Raw genomic sequence first — 19,030 nt, forward strand, 5'->3', positions numbered from 1 at the left:
ATGAGCGGTGTCAACGACATGGCCGTCGGTGCTGGAGGCTTCGTGCCACCGAATCCGGGCGGCGGCGCCCACCCGGGCAACCACCAAGGCAGCAGCCAGCACGGCGATGCGCCCGGCATGCCCGCCGCCTCGCGCGGCCCGGGCGAGCCGCCGCAGGCCTTCACTGCCTGGCACGACGCGCGCCGCCCGCATGCGGGCGACACTGCGCTCGCCGGCAACAACCCGCTGGTCGCGGCGGCCAATCCGCTGCTCGACCTGATCCCGCAGATCCGCGCCACCGGCCACCATGATTCGCCGGCCCAACTGCGCGAGCATCTGGTCGACGAGGTGCGCCGCTTCGAGACGCGCGCGCAGCAGAGCGGCATCGCGCCCGAGGTGATCATCGGCGCGCGCTACTGCCTGTGCACCGCGGTCGACGAGGCGGCTGCGCTCACGCCCTGGGGTGGCAGCATCTGGTCGTCGCAGAGCCTGCTCGTGATGTTCCACAACGAGACCTGGGGCGGCGAGAAGTTCTTCCAGCTGCTGTCGCGCCTGGTCCAGAACCCGCAGCAGCACCTGCACCTGATCGAGCTGATCTATTTCTGCCTCGCGATGGGCTTCGAAGGCCGCTTCCGCGTGATCGACAACGGCCGCACGCAGCTCGAGACGCTCAAGCAGCGGCTGCTGCAGATCATCCGGCAGACACGTGGCGAGATTCCCGTGCCGTTGTCGCCGCACTGGCAGGATGCGAGCACGCCGGTGCGCCGCACGCGCAACCGGCTGCCGCTGTGGGCCGTGGCCGCGGTCGCCGGGGTGCTGCTGGTGCTGGTGTTCGCGCTGCTCACCTTCAGCCTCGCCGGCCGCTCCGACGGCGCTTTCGCTGCCGTCAATGCGGTGCGCCTGCCGCAGACGCACCGCGCAGTGGCGCTGCCGGCACCGCAGCCGCGGCTGCAGCGCTTTCTCGAGCCCGAAATCCGCGACGGCCTGCTGACGGTGCGTGACGAGGCCGACCGCAGCGTGGTGGTGCTGCGCGGCGACGGCCTGTTCGCCTCGGCATCGGACCGCGTGCTCGACCGCTACCTGCCCGTGCTCGCGCGCGTGGCCGACGCGCTCAATTCGGTGCAGGGCAATGTGCTGATCAGCGGCTTCAGCGACGACCAGCCGATCCGCAGCGTGCGCTTTCCTTCCAACTGGCAGCTCTCGCAGGCGCGAGCCGATGCCGTCAAGAAGATGGTCGCCGAGCGCATCGACCGGCCCGAGCGCCTGCGTGCCGAAGGCCGCGGCGAGGCCGATCCGCTGGTGCCCAACGACTCGCCGGCGAACCGCGCGCGCAACCGGCGCGTCGAGATCACGCTGCTGGTGGCGCCCGTGGCGGGTGCCGCGAGGCAAGCGCCGCAGGGAGGGGCCCGCTGATGCTGCGCGCGATCTTCCGTTTCATCGTGAGCCGCGACCTGTGGGTGTTCTTCGGGTTGCTGGCGCTGGCCTTCCTGATCTGGATCATCGGGCCCGTCGTGGCGGTGGGCCGCTACCGGCCGCTCGAAAGCGAGTTCGTGCGCATCGTCGTGATCGCGCTGATGTTCGCGATCTGGATCGCGCGCGTGCTCTACCGCAAGTGGCGCGAGCGGCGCCTCAATGCGCAGCTGCTCAACCAGCTGCGCACGCCCTCGAAGGAGAAGGCCGCCAAGCCCGAGGACGCGCCCGAAATCAAGGAGTTGCAGAGCGGCTTCACCGACGCCACCGCCATTCTCAAGAACATGCGCTTCGGCACGGGTGCCGACGGCAAGGGCGCGGGCCGCTTCTCGGTGTTCGACCGCCAGTACCTCTACCAGCTGCCCTGGTACATCTTCATCGGCGCGCCGGGCTCGGGCAAGACCACCGCGCTGGTCAATTCCGACCTCGACTTCCCGCTCGCCGACCAGCTCGGCAAGGCCGCGGTGCGCGGCATCGGCGGCACGCGCAACTGCGACTGGTGGTTCACCAACGAGGCGGTGCTGATCGACACCGCCGGGCGCTACACCACGCACGAGAGCAATCGCGAGACCGACGAGGGCGAGTGGAAGGGTTTTCTCGAGCTGCTCAAGAAGTTCAGGCCGCGCCAGCCGATCAACGGCGCGATCCTCACGATCAGCATCGCCGACCTGCCGCTGGCCGACGACGCGCAGCGCGCGCGCCATGCGATGGCGCTGCGCAAGCGGCTGCTCGAGCTGCGCAGCGACCTGGGCATCAATTTCCCGGTGTACGTGATGGTCACCAAGACCGACCTGCTCGCGGGATTCAACGAGTACTTCGGCTCGCTCGGGCGTGCCGAGCGCTCGCAGGTCTGGGGCTTCACCTTCCCGATCGACGAGAACCCGGCCGATCCGGCCAAGGCCGACCTGCGCGAGCGCTTCCACCAGGAATACAAGCTGCTGCACCAGCGGCTCGACGAGCGCCTGCCCGAACTGCTCGCGGCCGAGCCCGACCCGCTCCGGCGCGCGCAGGCCTACCTGCTGCCGCAGCAGTTCGCCAGTTTCGAGGACATCCTCGGCACGTTCCTGGCCGACGTGTTCAATCCGTCGAAGTTCGAGACCGCGCCGATGCTGCGCGGCGTGTACTTCACGAGCGGCACGCAGGAGGGCACCGCCTTCGACCGCGTGATGGGCGCGATCAAGCGCTACCTCGCGGTCAACGCGCCGCCCGCGCCGCCGCCGGGGCCCGGCAAGAGCTACTTCCTCAAGGAGCTGCTGCAGCAGGTGATCTTCCGCGACGCGGGCGTCGCCGGCACCAATCTGCGCTGGTACCGGCGCAAGCGCGCCATCGACATCGGCGGCTACGCGCTGATCGGCGTGCTCATGGTGGTGCTGCTCGGCGCCTGCGTGAACAGCTGGCGCAACAACCGCGACTACGTGGCCGAGGTCGACAACAACGCGAAGGCCTTCAACAAGGCCGCGGCGCGCGGCGAGCTGCCGACGGTGGTCGATTCGAACAGCGACATCGCGAGTTCACTGCCGGTGCTCGACCGCCTGCGCGACCTGCCGAAATCGAGCGAGTTCGATATCGAAGACCCGCCGCTCGGCCACCGCTTCGGCCTCTACCAGGGCGACAAGCTGCAGGCCGCGACCGACGGCGTCTACCAGCGCGCGCTCGAGAGCGTGCTGCTGCCGCAGGCGGCGCACCGGGTGGAGCAGGCGCTGCGCGAGGCGCCGAAGAGCGACGCCGAATACAGCTACGAGGCGCTCAAGGCCTACCTGATGCTCTACGACGCGGAGCGCTACGACGCCGACTACCTGCAGGCTTGGCTCTTGACCGACGTGGACCGCAAGATCGGCGCCGGCCTCACGCGCGAGCAGCGCACCAACCTCGAGACGCACCTGCAGGCGCTGTTCGCGGGCCGCGTGGTGACCTCGCCCTTCGCCAAGGACGAGCGGCTGGTCACCGAGACGCGCGAGCGCCTCGCGGGCATGCCGCTCGCGCAACGCTCGTATGCGCGGCTCAAGCGCATCCTGCTGCAGACCAGCCCGCCCAATGCGTTCAGCATCGCCGAGGCGGCGGGCGCCGAATCGGCGCTCGTGATCCGGCGCGCGAGCGGCAAGCCGCTGACCGACGGCATCCCGACGCTCTTCACCTACCGCGGGTACTGGGACATCTTCGACAAGCGCATGGCCGAGACCACGCTCGCGCTCGAGCAGGAAGACCGCTGGGTGCTCGAGATCCGCGCGCCCGGCATGACCGACATCACCTCGCGCGAGCTGCTGCTGCGCGAGGTGCGCCGGCTCTACCTGACCGACTACATCCGCACCTGGGACGAGTACCTGGCCGACATCCGCCTGGCCGACAGCCGCTCGCTGCTGCAGAGCATCCAGATGACGCGCGTGCTGTCGACCTCCGAGTCGCCGATGTCGCGCCTGATTCGCGGCGCGGCACGCGAGACCGATCTGCTGCGCAACCATGACGAGGCCACGCGCAGCCTGCTCGACCAGGCGCAGAACCGCGTGGCCAGCACGCGCGAGCGCATCGAGCAGCTCATCGGCCAGCCCGACGGCAGCCAGCGCCGCAACACGATTCCCGACCGCCCCGAGTCGCTCGTGGACAACCACTTCGCGCCGCTGCGCCGCATGGTGACGGCACCGAAGAACGGCGGGCAGGCGCCCATCGACGCCACCGCCGCGCTGATCAACGAGCTCTACACCTTCCTCACCGCCACCGACACAGCGCTGCGCAGCGGCAACATCCCGCCGTCGAGCGACGCGGTCACCAAGGTGCAGGCCGAGGCGGGCCGCCTGCCGGTGCCGTTCCAGGGCATGCTCAACGACCTCTCGGCCACCGCGTCGTCGAAGGCCGCGGCCGTCACGCGGCAGAACATCGGCCAGAGCGCGGCCGCGACCATCGGGCAGTTCTGCAACCGGGCCATCGCCGGGCGCTATCCGTTCTCGCGCGGATCGAAGCGCGACGTGGCGGCCGGCGACTTCGCGCAGCTGTTCGCACCGGGCGGCATGATGGACGACTTCTTCCAGAAGAACCTCGCCTCGCAGGTCGACACCTCGGTCAACCCCTGGGCCTTCAAGCGCGGCATCGACGGCAGTGCGTCGGGCCGCTCGGCCTACCTCGATTCGTTTCAGAAGGCGCAGGCCATTCGCGACGTCTTCTTCTCGGGCATGGCGGGCGGGCGCACGCCGTCGTTCACCATCGACATCCGGCCCGAGGACATGGACGCCGCGCTGACGCAGTTCACGCTCGACGTCGATGGCCAGACGGTGCGCTATGCCCACGGCCCGCAGGCGCCCGCCTCCGTCAAGTGGCCCGGTCCGCGCAACAGCAACCAGGTGCGGCTGCAGGTGACTACCGCCAACGGCACACCCGCCGGCGGCATCGTGACCGAGGGACCGTGGGCACTGCACCGGCTGTTCGACCGCGCCTCGGTCTCGGCCGGCAGCGCGCCCGAATCGTTCAATGCCACCTTCGACCTGCAGGGCCGCAAGGTGGTGCTCGCGGTGAACGCGAACAGCGTCTACAACCCGCTGCGGCTCAACCAGATGAGCGGGTTCTCGTGCCCCGGGAAATCCTGAGATGAACAGCAGCATCGCCCCGCACGCCTGGGTCCCGCCCGACGAACAGATCGGCTGGTACGGCAAGCTGCCGGCCGCGGGCGACTTCCTCTACCGCCGCATGCCGCGCGAGCTGCAGGCCTGGTGGGACCGCTGGATGCAGAACGGCCTGGGCAGCTTCAAGCGCTGGCCCGACGCGATGACGCGGCACTTCGTGGTCGCGCCGGTCTGGAACTTCGTCATTCCGGCCACGCAGGGCGTGGACGCGGTGCAGTTCGGCTGCATCGCGCCGAGCTGCGACCGCGTGGGCCGCTACTACCCGGTCTGCGTGACGGTGCAGGTGGCGGCCTCGGGCTACCGCCCCGCCATGCTCGAAGGCTCGGCCGCCTGGTACTGGCAATGCGGCAGTGCCTTGCTGCAGGCGATCCGCCACAGCGTGGCGCCCGACCAGTTCGACCACCAGGTGCTGGCCGCCGCGCATGGCGGCTTCCAGACCGCGAGCGGCGGCTCCGACGACATCCTTTCGATCCTCGGGCCCGCGGCCGGCGGCGCCAGCCCGCAGCAGCGCCTCGGCTGGCCCGAGCTGCCACTGTGCTTCGATGCCTTCGGCAGCACCAGCTACTGGTGGACCAACCAGGCCGACGGCTCGCCGCTGCGCACCGCGGCGCACGGCGGCGGGCTCAACACGCCGTTGTTCTCTAAACTCTTTTCCCAGGGGCATGTGCCATGGGCATGAACGCACACAAGATCCAAAGCGCGGGAGGGGATGCATGACGACGACTGCCAGCAGCGCGGGCGAGCCGCAGGAGCGGCCCCATCCGCTCGCCGTGGGCCATCGGCTGGACGAGTTCGAGCTGCGCGAGGTGATCGGCGAAGGTGGCTTCGGCATCGTCTACCGCGCCTACGACCACTCGCTGCAGCGCGAGGTCGCCATCAAGGAATACATGCCCTCGATGCTCGCGCGCCGCGTGGGCGACGACAGCGTGCACGTGCGCTCCGACCGCCTCACCGCCACTTTCCAGGCCGGCCTTCGCAGCTTCATCAACGAAGCCCGCACGCTCGCGCAGTTCAGCCATCCGGCGCTGGTGCGGGTGCACCGCTTCTGGGAGGCCAACTCCACCGCCTACATGGCGATCCAGCTCTACCGCGGCCGCACGCTGCGGCGCGTGGCGGAGGAAGAGCCCGCGAAGATCTCCGAAGCCTGGCTGCTCGGCATGCTGGGCCCGCTGCTCGGCGCGCTCGAGACGCTGCACCGCAGCCAGTGCTTCCACCGCGACATCGCGCCCGACAACATCTTCATCCAGCAAGACGACCTGCCGGTGCTGCTCGACTTCGGTGCCGCGCGCAAATCGATCGCCGACCTCGTCGACGAAGTGGCGGTGATGGTGAAGTCGGGCTATTCGCCGATCGAGCAGTACGCCGACGACAACACGCTGCTGCAGGGCGCGTGGACCGACCTTTACGCGCTCGGCGCCGTGCTGTACCGGGCGGTCACCGGCGCTCCGCCGCCCTCGGCCGTGGTGCGCAGCGTGCAGGACGCCTACGTGCCGCTGTCCTCCATGGGGCGCAGCGACCTGAGCCCGGCCTTCTGCGCAGCCATCGACCACACGCTCGCGGTGCACAGCAAGGACCGCACCCAGACCGTGGCCGCCTTTGCGGCGGAGCTTGGGCTCGTGAAGCTCGGCGAGACCTACGTGGGCGGGCTCGCGGCGCCGACTGTGATCGTGCCGCCATCGCCATCGCCCGCGCAGGCCGAGCCGCCGGTGGCGGCGCCGCTCGCCTCTGCTGCTGGGTCGCGCGAAGAAGCGGTGCCGCCGCGGGCCGCGTCCGAAGCGGCGCCGGCGCCTGCGCTCCCGCCGAAGGCCGCTGCGCCACGTGCGGCGGCGGTTATTGCACCCGCGGCACGCCAGCCGGCCAAGAAGTCGTCGCGCCCGCCCTGGGGGCTGGTCGGCGTGCTCGTGATCGCGCTCATTGCCGTCGGCAGCTGGATCGGCCTGCACCTGAGCGGGGGCCGGCAGGACACCCGGACCGCCATGGTCCCCGTGCCGCCGCCTTCCGAGCCGATGTCGGCGACCGCGCCGCCGCCCGCCGCCATGCCACCGGGTGCGACCGATCCCGCAGCCGCCGCGCCCGCTGTCAATGCGCCGGCCAGTGCGCCGGCCGGCCCGCTCACGCCGCTCGACAACGTGCCGGTCGCCGCCCCCGTTCCCGCCCCGCCCGTGGCACCGACCGAGCCGGCGGAGGCGCCCACCACGCCATCACCGGAGGCCGCGCTCGCCATCACCGAGGCCGAGGACTGGAACCTCGCGCAGGCCGAGAACACGCGCGAAGGCTACGAAGCCTACCTGCGCCGCTACCGCCGTGGTGCGCATGCGCGCGATGCGCGCAATGCGATCGCCGAGCTGAATCGCCAGGCGCAGGCGCAGCCGCCCGCACCGGTGCCCTCGACCAATCCCGTGCCGACCGTGATCGCCGGCGGCGCTCCGCTGCCCCCCACCCCGGCGTCGCCTGCCGCAGCGCCGGGCAGCGGCCGCGTGCAGTTCAACATCCGGCCCTGGGGCCATATCTTCGTCGACGGCGTCGACCGCGGCGTGAGCCCGCCGCTCAAGTCGCTGTCGCTGCGACCGGGCATCTACAACGTCGAGGTGCGCAACGGCGACCTCGAGGTGTTCCGGCAGCGCGTGACGGTGCAGGACAGCAAGTCGGCGCCGGTGGTGAGCCATGAGTTCAAGTAGCGCCGCAGATGCCCGGCGCCTCAGCGCCCGCTGAGCGCCCGCCGGTACTGCACCGCCTCCGCCACGTGCGTCGCCTGCACCGCATCGGCGCCGGCCAGGTCGGCCACGGTGCGCGCCACCTTCAGCGCGCGGTGCGTGCTGCGGGCCGACCAGCCGAGCTTGGCGGCGGCGTTGACCATGAAGCGGCGCGCCGTTTCGTCGAGCGCGGCGTGCCGGTCGATCTCGCCGGCCGCGAGCGCATGGTTCGCCACGCCCTGGCGCTTCAGCGCCCGATCGCGCGCGGCGACCACGCGCTCGCGGATGGCGGCGGTCGATTCGCCCGCGGGTGAGCCCAGCAGCTGGTCGGCCGGGACCGCCGGCACCTCGATGTGCAGGTCGATGCGGTCGAGCAGCGGGCCGCTGAGCTTCGACTGGTAGCGCGCGACCTGGTCGGGCGTGCAGCGGCAGGCCTTGCGCATCGAGCCCAGGTAGCCGCAGGGGCAAGGGTTCATCGCCGCCACGAGCTGGAAGCGCGCCGGAAACTCGGCGCGCCGCGCGGCGCGCACGATGGTGATGGTGCCGGTCTCGAGCGGTTCGCGCAGCGCCTCGAGCGCCGCGCGCGCGAACTCCGGGAATTCGTCGAGAAAGAGCACGCCGTGGTGTGCCTGAGAGATTTCGCCGGGGCGCGGCGGCGAGCCGCCGCCAACGAGGGCGACGGCGCTCGAGGTGTGGTGGGGCGCGGCGGTGGGCCGGTTCATCCACCGGGCGGGCGAGAAGCTGCCGCCCAGGCTCGCGATGGCCGCGCTTTCGAGCGCTTCGTCGATGCTCATCGGCGGCAGCAGGCCGGCAAAGCGCTGCGCCAGCATCGACTTGCCCGAACCCGGCTCGCCGACCATCAGCAGGCTGTGCCCGCCCGCGGCGGCGATCTCGAGCGCACGCCGGGCGCCTGCGTGCCCCTTCACGTCGGAGAGATCGGCATAGCGCAGCGCCGGCGCCGCATCGGCGGCCTGCACGCGGGCCCAGCCGTCGTTGCCGTTGCCGCTGTCCTCCTCGCTGTGGCCTGCCGCATCCTCGGCCACGAAGCGCTGTACCACGTCGAGCAGGTGCCGCGCACCGTAGACCTCGCCGCCCGGCACCAGCGCCGCCTCCTGCGCACTGTCGGTGGGCAGCACCAGGCGGGTCGCGATGCCGCGCGTGTGCAGCGCCAGCGCCATGGCCAGCGCGCCGCGCACGGGCCGCAGTTCGCCCGAGAGCGACAGCTCGCCCGCGAATTCGTGCCCCGCCAGCCGCGCCGACTGGATCTGTCCGCTGGCCGCGAGGATGCCGAGCGCGATCGGCAGGTCGAAGCGGCCCGAGTCCTTGGGCAGGTCGGCCGGCGCCAGGTTCACGGTGATGCGCTTGTTGTTGGGAAATTCCAGCCCGGCGTTCTGGATCGCCGAGCGCACGCGCTCGCGTGCCTCCTTGACCTCGGTGTCGGCCAGTCCCACGAGCGTGAAGCTCGGCAGGCCGTTCGCCAGATGCACCTCGACCGTGACACTGGCCGCTTCCAGCCCAAGCAAAGCGCGGCTTTGCACCAAAGACAGGCTCACTCCTCCCCCTTTCCCCAATATGGTGCACCCGGTCTGGGCCGGGCTCTTGCACCAGGGTGCCTCGTGGGACACCCCGTTGTTGAACAGGCTGTTACTTCGCTCGGTCCGGTGGCCAAGGGCGGGCGGCTGCACCGAAGGCGAAACGAGCACTTTGGCACGCTCCCTGCTAAGTGAGGTTGTCCCCCCCATTCAACGCCACCCACCACAAACCCGAGGAGTCTCGATGATGCACCGTAAATTCGTTCAGGCAGCGGCCGTCGCCGCTGTTGCCGTCCTGCCGATGCTGGCGAGCGCGCAGCTCTCGGGGAACGTGGCGTTGACGAGCAACTACAAGTTCCGCGGCCAGGACCAGGACATGATCGGGAACAACGACTACGCGAAGACCAAGAGCTTCAAGCCTGCGATCCAGGGCGGCTTCGACTATGCGTTCGGCGAGAGCGGCTTCTACGTCGGCAACTGGAACTCCAGCGTCAATTGGCTGCAGGGCAACAGCATCGAGAGCGACCTCTACGGTGGCTACAAGTTCAAGGCCGGCCCCTTCGACCTCGACGTGGGCGCGCTGACCTACATCTACCCCGGCAACTCGGTCGGCAACACCACCGAGCTCTACGCCGGCGCCACCTTTGCCGACGAAGCCATCGGCGCGTTCACGCTCAAGTACTCGCACACGGTGTCGAAGGACTACTTCGGCTACGCGGGCTACAAGTCGGGCTCGGGCCTGAAGGGCCGCAACACCGGCTACGTGAACCTCGCCTACGCCAAGGAAGTCGCGCCCAAGCTCACGCTCAAGGCCGCCGTGGGCTACACCCACATGGCCAGCGACATCCGCAGCCTGGGCTACAAGAGCTACGTCGACTACAACGTCGGCGTGTCGTACGACTTCGGCAACGGCCTGGCGCTGGCGGGCTCGGTGCAGGGCGCCAACAAGAAGAGCTCGTACCTCGCACTGAGCAACCCGGGCTACGACTTCGGCTTCGGCACCTTCGGCGAGCAGTACTACTCGCCCAACAAGGCGCGCTTCATCGTTACGCTCAGCAAGACGCTGTAAGAGAAAACAAAAACGAGGTGCGGCCCACGCTGCCGCGCCATTCATTCCATCCAGAAGGAGAAACACACCATGAAGCTGATCGCAGCCATCATCAAACCGTTCAAGCTCGACGAAGTGCGCGAAGCACTGTCGGCCATCGGCGTGCAGGGGATCACGGTCACCGAGGTCAAGGGCTTCGGGCGCCAGAAGGGGCACACCGAGCTCTACCGCGGCGCCGAGTACGTGGTCGACTTCCTGCCCAAGGTGAAGATCGAGGCGGCGGTTTCCGACGACCTCGTCGACCGCGTGATCGAGGCCGTCGAAGGCGCGGCGCGCACCGGCAAGATCGGCGACGGAAAAATCTTCGTCTACAACCTCGAGCAGGTCGTTCGCATCCGCACCGGTGAAACCGGCCGCGAAGCCCTCTGATCCAGCCCGGAACAAAACAAATGAAAAAACTGCTTGTTTCCCTCGCGCTCGGCCTGAGCCTGCTCGCTGCAGGCACCGCGAGCTTCGCCCAGGCGCCCGCGGCACCAGCCGAGGCGCCCGCCGCTATGGCACCGGCCGCGGCTGCTCCGGCTGCAGCACCCGTTGCGGACGCCGCGCCTGCTGCGGCAGCGGCGCCCAAGATCGATTCGGGCGACACCGCGTGGATGCTCACCTCCACGCTGCTCGTGATCCTCATGACCATTCCCGGCCTCGCGCTCTTCTACGGCGGCCTCGGGCGCTCGAAGAACATGCTGTCGGTGCTGATGCAGGTCTTCGTGATCTTCTCGCTGATCAGCATCCTATGGGCCATCTACGGCTACAGCCTGGCCTTCACGGGTGAAGGAAGCTTTGTCGGAACCTTCGACAAGATCTTCATGAAGGGCATCACGCAGGAAACCTTCGGCGCGCTCACCACGATCCCCGAATACGTGTTCGTCGCGTTCCAGGGCACCTTCGCGGCCATCACCGTGGCGCTGATCGTCGGCGCCTTCGCGGAGCGCGCCCGGTTCTCGGCCGTGCTGCTGTTCTCAGTGCTGTGGTTCACCTTCGCCTACGTGCCGATGGCCCACATCGTCTGGGGCGGCGGCCTGCTCGCCAAGGACGGCGCGCTCGACTTCGCAGGCGGCACCGTGGTGCACATCAACGCCGGTGTCGCCGGCCTCGTGGGTGCCTACCTGGTCGGCAAGCGCGTGGGCTACGGCAAGGAAGCCTTCACGCCGCACTCGCTCACGCTCACCATGGTCGGCGCCTCGCTGCTGTGGGTCGGCTGGTTCGGCTTCAACGCGGGCTCGGCAGGTGCGGCCAATGCGGTCGCCGGTCTGGCCTTCGTCAACACCGTGCTTGCAACCGCCGCCGCGGCGCTGTCGTGGATCCTGGGTGAGAGCCTGCACAAGGGCAAGGCCTCGATGCTGGGCGCCGCCTCGGGTGCCGTCGCCGGCCTGGTGGCCGTGACGCCGGCCGCCGGCTTCGTCGGCCCGATGGGTTCGATCGTGATGGGCCTGCTGGCCGGCCTCATCGGCCTCTGGGGCGTGGGCGGACTCAAGCGCATGCTCGGCGCCGACGATGCGTTCGACGTGTTCGGCGTGCACGGCGTGTGCGGCATCCTGGGTGCCATCCTGACCGGCGTGTTCGCGGCCCAGGGCCTTGGCGGCACCGGCGGCCTCACGCCCGACACCTTCTCGATGGGCGCGCAGGTCTGGATCCAGGTGAAGAGCGTGCTGTTCACCATCGTCTGGTCGGGCGTGGTGGCCTTCATCGCCTTCAAGATCGCCGACCTCACCATCGGTCTGCGCGTGTCCGAAGAGGAAGAGCGCGAAGGCTTGGATATCTCCTCGCACGGCGAGACGGCTTACAACAGGTAAGCCCGGCCGGTACGACAACAAGAACAACGCAAACGATCAGTTTCAGCAAGGTCTCCTTTGGATGTTCAGCCCGCGAGCGCTTCGGCGTGAGCGGGCTTTTTTTTGGCCTGCGCGAGGGGCGGTGCACAATCCCTCGAACCATGTGGACATCCCTCGAATACAGCCTTTGCGAGCTCGGCGAATCGCCGTTCTGGCATCCCGATGAGCGCGCGCTCTACTGGCTCGACATTCCCGGCCGCGCCGTGCTGCGTACGCGCGGCGAGATCGGCACGCCGTCCGCGCGCGTGGAGCGCTGGGCCTTGCCGACCGAGCCCGGATGCATGGCCCCGGCGCGCCGCGGCGGGCTCGTGATCGCGCTGCGCGACGGCATCTACCGCGCGCGCGAATGGGGCGGCGAACTCGTGCCGCTCGCGCGGGTCGACCACGACGCGCGCACCATGCGCTTCAACGACGGCAAGTGCGACGCCTTCGGCCGCTTCTGGGCCGGCTCGCTCAACGAAACCAAGGACCGGCCCAACGCGGCGCTCCACTGCCTCGATGCGCGGCCCGGCGTGCAGGCGGTGCCGCTGCTGTCGCGCATGGCGAACGAGGTGACCACGGCCAACGGCCTGGCTTTCTCGCCCGATGCGCGCACCCTGTACTGGGCCGACACGGCCGCGCACCGCGTCCGCGCATGGGACTGGAACGCCGAGGCCAACCTGCTGTCGCAGCCGCGCGTGTTCCGCCAGTTCGACGCCAAGCCCGAGGGCTGGACGCCGGGTGCGGCCATGCCGCGCTACGAAGGCCGGCCCGACGGCGCCACGGTCGATGCCGAGGGCCACTACTGGGTCGCGATGTTCGAAGGCGCGCAGCTGCTGCGCTTCGCGCCGTCGGGCGACTGCGTGGCCTCGGTGCCGGTGCCGGTGCAATGCCCGACCATGCCCTGCTTCGGCGGCGACGACCTGAAAACGCTGTTCGTCACGAGCGCGCGCAAGGGGCGGCCGGCCGACGAGATCGAGCGCTGCCCGGCCTCGGGCATGGTGCTGTCTACGCGCGTCGATGCACCCGGCCTGCCAGTCGCCTTCTTCGAAGACTGATTCGCAAGGCCAAGACGCCATGGCGCTCCAGCACATCCCGCCAATCCAGTGCCTCGTGACCTTCGAGGCCCTGGCGCGGCTGCGCCATGCGGGGCGCGCGGCCGACGAGCTCTGCGTAACGCCGAGCGCCGTGAGCCACCGCATCCGGCAGCTCGAATCGCACATCGGCTTCAAGCTCTTCGGCCGCGCCGACTTCAGCCTCACGGCCGACGGTGCCGCCTACCTGGCCAATGTGCGCACCGGCCTGGCGGCGCTGCAGGCCACGCCGGGCGGCCCGGCCGCGCAGAAGCAGCAGCGCGCGACGCGCCTGCGCCTCGCGGTCACGCCGACCTTCAGCCGGCAGTTCCTGATGCCGCGGCTCGAACTGTTTCGCAACATCTATCCCGACATCGAGCTGGTGCTGCAGGTGTCGATCCCGCTGCTCGACGTGACGGCCGAGCAGGCCGACCTCGAGGTGCGCTACGGCAGCGGCAACTACGCCGATTGCGAGCACCGCCTGCTGCTCGAGGAAGACGCGGTGCCCGCCTGCAGCCCGAGCTACCTCAACGAGTTCGGCCCCTTCGACGGCTTCCGCACCGCGGCGGAGATCGCGAACTCGCGGCTCATCCGCAGCCCGCTCGAACCCTGGGGCACCTGGTTCGCGGCCTGCGACATCGACCAGCCCGAGCCGCACGTGGGCTCGCAGTTCAACGACCTGGGCCTGGTCTACGACGCGGCCGCGAGCGGCTTCGGCGTGGCGCTGGTGCGCTTGAAGATGGGGGCTGCCTGGTTCGAGTCGGGGCGCCTCGTGGCGCTGTCCGACCGGCCCGTGCGCTCGCCGCACAGGCACACCATCTGCTGGCAGCCCGGCACGCTCGAGCGCTGGGAATGCGCCGCCTTCGTCGACTGGCTGGCGCAGAGCCTGCGCTGAGCGGCGAAGTTCTCTCAAGCCCGGCGCGAAAAAGCTTCAACCCGGCGCGGCCTCAATTTGCGTAGAGTGCGTCTCTCCACGAGACGACAACACGAACGACAGACAACACGATGGACAAGACCGAACGCCAGGCACAGGTCGTGCGCGCGCTGCAGGCGCACCTGCCGGCGCATGCGCTGATCTGGCATGCCGAGGACACCACGCCCTACGAATGCGACGGCCTCACAGCCTACCGCCAGCGCCCGCTCGTGGTGGCGCTGCCCGAGACCGAGGCGCAGGTGGCCGCGGTGCTGAAGACCTGCCACGGCCTGGGCGTGCCCGTGGTCGCGCGCGGCGCGGGCACCGGGCTGTCGGGCGGTGCCATGCCGCACGAAATGGGCGTGACGCTGTCGCTCGCCAAGTTCAACCGCATCCTGAAGGTCGATCCGGTGAGCCGCGCGGCCGTGGTGCAGTGCGGCGTGCGCAACCTCGCGATCAGCGAGGCCGCCGCGCCCTTCAACCTCTACTACGCGCCCGATCCGTCCAGCCAGATCGCCTGCTCCATCGGCGGCAACGTGGCCGAGAACTCGGGCGGGGTGCACTGCCTCAAGTACGGCCTCACGCTGCACAACGTGCTGCGCGTGCGCGGCTTCACGGCCGAGGGCGAGCCGATCGAGTTCGGCGGCGAGGCGCTCGACGCGCCGGGGCTCGACCTGCTGGCGCTCGTGATCGGCAGCGAGGGCATGCTCGCGGTCACCACCGAGGTCACGGTCAAGCTGGTGCCCAAGCCGCAGCTCGCGCGTTGCATCATGGCGAGCTTCGACGACGTGCGAAAGGCCGGCGATGCGGTGGCCGCGGTGATCGCGGCCGGCATCATCCCCGCGGGGCTCGAGATGATGGACAAGCCGATGACGGCCGCGGTCGAGGACTTCGTGCACGCGGGCTACGACCTCGACGCCGCTGCCATCCTGCTGTGCGAATCCGACGGCACGCCCGAGGAGGTCGAGGAGGAGATCGGCCGCATGACCGCCGTGCTGCGTGCCTCGGGCGCCACCGCCATTGCGGTGAGCACCAGCGAGGAAGAGCGCATGCGCTTCTGGAGCGGCCGCAAGAACGCGTTCCCCGCCTCGGGTCGCATCAGCCCCGACTACATGTGCCTCGACTCCACCATCCCGCGCAAGCGCCTGGCCGACATCCTGCTGGCGATCCAGGCGATGGAAAAGAAGTACAACCTGCGCTGCTGCAACGTGTTCCACGCGGGCGACGGCAACCTGCATCCGCTGGTGCTGTTCGATGCCAACGACCCCGATGAGCTGCACCGCTGCGAGCTGTTCGGCGCCGACATCCTCGAGACCAGCGTCGCGATGGGCGGCACGGTGTCGGGCGAGCACGGCGTGGGCATCGAGAAGCTCAACAGCATGTGCGTGCAGTTCACCGCGGCCGAGAACGAACAGATGTTCGGCGTCAAGCGCGCTTTCGATCCGGCGGGCCTCTTGAACCCCGGCAAGGTGATCCCGACGCTGCAGCGCTGCGCCGAGTACGGCAAGCAGGTGGTGCGCGGCGGGCGTCTGCCGCATCCCGAATTGCCGAGGTTCTGACGATGGATGCCATGGACAACACCCTGCGCGAAGTGGTCGAGCGCATTCGCGCCGCCGCCGCCGGCCATGCCGCGCCACTGCGCATCCGCGGCGGCGGCACGAAGGATTTCTACGGCGAGGCGCCGCGCGGCGAGGTGCTCGACACCGCCGGCCTGCGTGGCATCGCGAGCTACGAGCCGAGCGAACTGGTCGTCACCGTGCGTGCCGGCACGCCGCTCGCCGAGCTCGAGGCCGTGCTGGCCGACAAGGGGCAGTGCCTGCCGTTCGAGCCGCCGCACTTCGGTGCGCCTGGCGCCGCTACCGTCGGAGGCATGGTGGCCGCGGGGCTCAGCGGGCCCGCGCGCGCCAGCGTCGGTGCGGTGCGCGACTACGTGCTCGGCGCCACGCTCGTCAACGGCCGCGGCGACTTGCTCACCTTCGGCGGCCAGGTGATGAAGAACGTGGCGGGCTACGACGTCTCGCGCGTGCTGGCCGGCTCGCTCGGCACGCTGGGCCTGATCGCCGAAGTGAGCCTCAAGGTACTGCCCGTCGCGCCCGCCGAGGCCACGCTGGCGTTCGAGTGCAGCCAGGCCGATGCGCTGCGGCTGCTCAACGAATGGGGCGGCCGGCCGCTGCCGCTCAATGCGAGCTGCTGGGGCGAGCGCGACGGCGCCGGCGTGCTGCGCCTGCGCCTGCGCGGCGCGGCCGCGGCGGTGGAAGCAGCCTGCGTGCACCTCGGCGGCGAGCGCCAGGACGATGCGGCGGCCGCACGCTGGTGGCGGTCGCTGCGCGACCAGCAGGCCGCATGGTTCGACACGACGGCGCAAGCGCCCGACGCGCTCTGGCGCGTGTCGGTGCCGCAGACCGCGCCGGTGCTGGCCTGGCCCGGTGCCGGCACGCCGCTGGTCGAATGGCACGGCGCGCAGCGCTGGTACCGCGCGCCGGCCGAACAGGCCACCGCGATTCGCGCGGCGGTGCATGCAGCGGGCGGCCACGCCACGCTGTTCAGGCTGCCGCCAGGACAGGACGCCGGCGCCGCCGCGCGGTTCGACGCCTTGAGCCCGCCCGTCGCGCGCATCCATCAGGCATTGGCGCGCGAGTTCGATCCGCACGGCCTCTTCGACCGCAGCCGCCTGTACGCCTTCGCCTGAACAACGATCATGCGGCGCCTGCGCTTCCTCACCGGCCGCCACCGCGCGCCCTCGACCAACCGCATGCTCGGCCTGCTGCTCGCGTTCAACGCCGGCGCCGTCAATGCGGGGGGCTTCCTGGTGCTGCACATGTACACCTCCCACATGACCGGCTTCACCTCGCAGGTGGCCGACGCGCTGGTGCTCGGCAATGCGACCCTGCTGCTCAACGCGCTCGGCGCGATCCTGGCCTTCGTGGCCGGCGCCGCGGTCTCGGCCGTCCTGGTCAACTGGGCGCGCCAGCACCGCCTGCGCAGCGTCTACGCTCTACCGCTGTTGCTCGAATCGGCACTGATGCTGCCCTTCGGCCTGATGGGCGCCATCACCTTGACCTGGCACACGCCTTTCGCGGTGCCGCTCACGGTGCTGCTGCTGTCATTCATCATGGGCCTGCAGAACGCGGTGGGCTCGAAGACTTCGGGCGGCCGCATCCGAAGCACCCACATGACCGGCAATCTCACCGACCTCGGCATCGAGCTCGGCAAGCTGGCGTACTGGAACCGCAGCACCCGGCTCGGCGAAACCGCGGCGGGACCGGTGCGCCACAACCGCGCGCGGCTGCGGCTGTTCGCGGGGCTCGTCGGTATGTTCGTCGGGGGTGGCATCGTCGGCGCGGCCGGCTTCACCTACGTCGGCTTCGTCTGCGTGGTGCCGCTCGCGGCATTGCTGCTGGCGCTGTCGCTGCCGCCGTTCATCGAGGACGTGCGGCGCTCGGCTTACCTGCGGGAACTGCTCGGCGCCGTCCGCCCGCGGCGCAAGAACGGCGCTTCCCCGGGCTCGTGAGGCGGCCGCGCCCTGCCAGTCAACCACAAGAACCCACCCACGATGCAAACCGAACTCGCCCCAGAATTCCAAGGCACCGACGAAGGCCGCGAGGCCGAAGCCATCCTGCGCAAGTGCGTGCACTGCGGCTTCTGCACCGCCACCTGTCCCACCTACCAGCTGCTCGGCGACGAACTCGACGGTCCGCGCGGGCGCATCTACCTGATGAAGCAGGTGCTCGAAGGCCAGGCGCCGACGCGCAGCACGCAGCTTCACCTCGACCGCTGCCTGACCTGCCGCAACTGCGAAACCACCTGCCCAAGCGGCGTGCAGTACGGCCACCTGGTCGACATCGGCCGGCGCATCGTCGACCGGAAGGTACCGCGCCCGGCGATGGAGTCGGCGCAGCGCTGGCTGCTGAAGGAAGGGCTGCCGTCGCCGCTCTTCGGCCCCGCGATGAAGCTCGGCCAGTCGGTGCGCGGCCTGCTGCCCGCGGCGCTGCGCGCCAAGGTGCCGCCGAAGCAGGCGGCCGGCGAATGGCCCACGGCCACCCATGCGCGCAAGGTGCTCATGCTCGCGGGCTGCGTGCAGCCGGCGATGATGCCGAACATCAACAGCGCCACGGCGCGCGTGCTCGACGCGGCCGGCATCCAGGCCGTGGTCGCGCCCGCGGCCGGCTGCTGCGGCGCGGTGAAGTTCCACCTCAACGACCAGGAGGGCGGCAAGGCCCAGATGCGCGCCAACATCGACGCGTGGTGGCCGATCGTCGAACGCCATCCTGACGAAGGTGGGGCCGAGGCGATCGTGATGAATGCCTCGGGCTGCGGCGTCACCGTGCGCGAGTACGGCCACCTGCTGCGCGACGATGCGGCCTATGCCGCCAAGGCCGCACGCATCAGCGAGCTCACGCGCGACCTGAGCGAGCTGCTGCCCGAGCTCGTGCCCGCGCTGAAGGCCCGTGTGCGAGCCCCTGAGGGCGTGGTGGCGTACCACCCGCCGTGCACGCTGCAGCATGGCCAGAAGCTGCGCGGCGGTGTCGAGACGCACCTGCGCGCGCTGGGCTTCGACGTGCGCGTGGCAATGAACGAGTCGCACCTGTGCTGCGGCTCGGCCGGCACCTATTCGGTGCTGCAGCCCGAGCTCGCCTATCCGCTGCGCGACCGCAAGCTGGGGCACCTGAAGCAGTTGCAGCCCAGCGTCATCGCCTCGGCCAACATCGGCTGCATCACGCACCTTCAGAGCGGCAGCGACGAGACGCCGGTGCGGCACTGGGTGGAGCTGCTCGACGCGGCGCTCGAAAAAACAGCGGCCTGATCGCACGCCGGTGCGCGCCCTGGTCCGACTGGCGCCGAT

General features: G+C 70.1%; 14 protein-coding genes. 13 read left to right on the forward strand and 1 reads right to left on the reverse strand.

What is annotated here, in order from left to right; translation table 11 throughout:
- Genes AC3A6J_RS16820 through AC3A6J_RS16835 form a run of 4 tightly spaced genes read left to right on the forward strand, consistent with a single transcriptional unit; the run spans nucleotide 1 to nucleotide 7,738 of the window.
- Nucleotides 1–1,392, forward strand: a complete 1,392-nt coding sequence (locus tag AC3A6J_RS16820) for a DotU family type VI secretion system protein (protein WP_487861109.1) — start codon at nucleotides 1–3, stop codon at nucleotides 1,390–1,392.
- Nucleotides 1,392–5,024 (forward strand): type VI secretion system membrane subunit TssM, encoded by a 3,633-nt coding sequence (gene tssM / locus AC3A6J_RS16825; protein ID WP_487861110.1) that lies wholly within the window; start codon nucleotides 1,392–1,394, stop codon nucleotides 5,022–5,024. The genes AC3A6J_RS16820 and tssM overlap by 1 nt, the downstream gene beginning before the upstream one ends.
- A gap of 1 nt (nucleotide 5,025) precedes the next feature.
- Nucleotides 5,026–5,739: a type VI secretion system-associated protein TagF gene (gene tagF / locus AC3A6J_RS16830; protein WP_487861111.1), complete on the forward strand. Its 714-nt coding sequence runs from the start codon at nucleotides 5,026–5,028 to the stop codon at nucleotides 5,737–5,739.
- Nucleotides 5,740–5,773: 34 nt separating this feature from the next.
- Entirely contained in the window at nucleotides 5,774–7,738 is a 1,965-nt protein-coding gene (locus tag AC3A6J_RS16835; RefSeq protein ID WP_487861112.1) for a serine/threonine protein kinase, read from the forward strand.
- Nucleotides 7,739–7,758: 20 nt separating this feature from the next.
- Here AC3A6J_RS16835 and AC3A6J_RS16840 read toward each other — a convergent pair whose 3' ends face one another.
- The gene (locus AC3A6J_RS16840; protein WP_487861113.1) at nucleotides 7,759–9,306 is read right to left on the reverse strand and encodes a YifB family Mg chelatase-like AAA ATPase; all 1,548 of its coding nucleotides are present in this window, start codon (nucleotides 9,304–9,306) and stop codon (nucleotides 7,759–7,761) included.
- Between the two features lie 223 nt (nucleotides 9,307–9,529).
- Between AC3A6J_RS16840 and AC3A6J_RS16845 the strand changes: the two genes are divergently transcribed.
- The 9 genes from AC3A6J_RS16845 (at nucleotide 9,530) to glcF (ending at nucleotide 18,991) form a co-directional block, all read left to right on the forward strand.
- Entirely contained in the window at nucleotides 9,530–10,354 is an 825-nt protein-coding gene (locus tag AC3A6J_RS16845) for a TorF family putative porin (RefSeq protein ID WP_487861114.1), read from the forward strand.
- Between the two features lie 69 nt (nucleotides 10,355–10,423).
- Nucleotides 10,424–10,762: a P-II family nitrogen regulator gene (glnK, locus tag AC3A6J_RS16850; RefSeq protein ID WP_487861115.1), complete on the forward strand. Its 339-nt coding sequence runs from the start codon at nucleotides 10,424–10,426 to the stop codon at nucleotides 10,760–10,762.
- 20 nt (nucleotides 10,763–10,782) lie between these two features.
- Nucleotides 10,783–12,183, forward strand: coding sequence for an ammonium transporter (gene amt / locus AC3A6J_RS16855; RefSeq protein ID WP_487861116.1), 1,401 nt, complete (start codon nucleotides 10,783–10,785; stop codon nucleotides 12,181–12,183).
- A gap of 140 nt (nucleotides 12,184–12,323) precedes the next feature.
- Complete coding sequence (locus tag AC3A6J_RS16860) at nucleotides 12,324–13,259, forward strand: SMP-30/gluconolactonase/LRE family protein (RefSeq protein ID WP_487861117.1); 936 nt, start codon at nucleotides 12,324–12,326, stop codon at nucleotides 13,257–13,259.
- 19 nt (nucleotides 13,260–13,278) lie between these two features.
- A complete protein-coding gene (locus tag AC3A6J_RS16865; RefSeq protein WP_487861118.1) occupies nucleotides 13,279–14,169 on the forward strand; it encodes a LysR substrate-binding domain-containing protein in 891 nt (296 codons plus the stop codon).
- 110 nt (nucleotides 14,170–14,279) lie between these two features.
- Entirely contained in the window at nucleotides 14,280–15,746 is a 1,467-nt protein-coding gene (locus tag AC3A6J_RS16870) for an FAD-linked oxidase C-terminal domain-containing protein (protein WP_487861119.1), read from the forward strand.
- Between the two features lie 11 nt (nucleotides 15,747–15,757).
- Nucleotides 15,758–16,876 carry a glycolate oxidase subunit GlcE gene (glcE, locus tag AC3A6J_RS16875; protein ID WP_487861120.1) on the forward strand — a complete coding sequence of 373 codons (1,119 nt, stop codon included), beginning with the start codon at nucleotides 15,758–15,760 and terminating at the stop codon, nucleotides 16,874–16,876.
- Nucleotides 16,877–16,885: 9 nt separating this feature from the next.
- Nucleotides 16,886–17,698 carry a YoaK family protein gene (locus AC3A6J_RS16880; RefSeq protein WP_487861121.1) on the forward strand — a complete coding sequence of 271 codons (813 nt, stop codon included), beginning with the start codon at nucleotides 16,886–16,888 and terminating at the stop codon, nucleotides 17,696–17,698.
- Between the two features lie 42 nt (nucleotides 17,699–17,740).
- Nucleotides 17,741–18,991, forward strand: coding sequence for a glycolate oxidase subunit GlcF (gene glcF, locus AC3A6J_RS16885; RefSeq protein ID WP_487861122.1), 1,251 nt, complete (start codon nucleotides 17,741–17,743; stop codon nucleotides 18,989–18,991).
- Nucleotides 18,992–19,030 lie beyond the last annotated feature (39 nt).

It is taken from the genome of Variovorax sp. Soil_C_39 (assembly GCF_057656815.1).